Below are 286 nucleotides of genomic sequence, written 5' to 3' on the forward strand. Positions count from 1 at the left end.
CACCCGGAACCGCTGGTGCAGGGTGGTCTGCTCGGGGCGATCAGTACGAGCATCGACGATGTGCAGGAAAAACTCGATCTCAACGAACACCTGGTCGATGCCTGGCGGCTGCGCGCCGACCGCGCGGCGGATGAGGTCGACAGGCTGGTCAAGCAACCGTCGAACCGCTCCGGCTGGAGCGTGGCCGGGGATTTCCTCACGTTGTCGGGCGTCTGGCTGGGCAGTTTCGCTCTGCTCACCGTGCTCGGCAGTTTGCTGGCCAAGCGTCTGCGTGAAGGCCGTTGGT

1 protein-coding gene is annotated in these 286 nt (G+C 65.0%); it reads left to right on the plus strand.

The window, feature by feature from the left end:
- Positions 1–286, plus strand: a 286-nt coding sequence (locus tag AAEY83_RS14095) for a hypothetical protein (protein WP_351059791.1), incomplete at both ends; no start/stop codon positions are given.

Source organism: Psychrobacter sp. TB20-MNA-CIBAN-0197 (assembly GCF_040309765.1).
Taxonomy (GTDB): domain Bacteria; phylum Pseudomonadota; class Gammaproteobacteria; order Pseudomonadales; family Moraxellaceae; genus Psychrobacter; species Psychrobacter submarinus.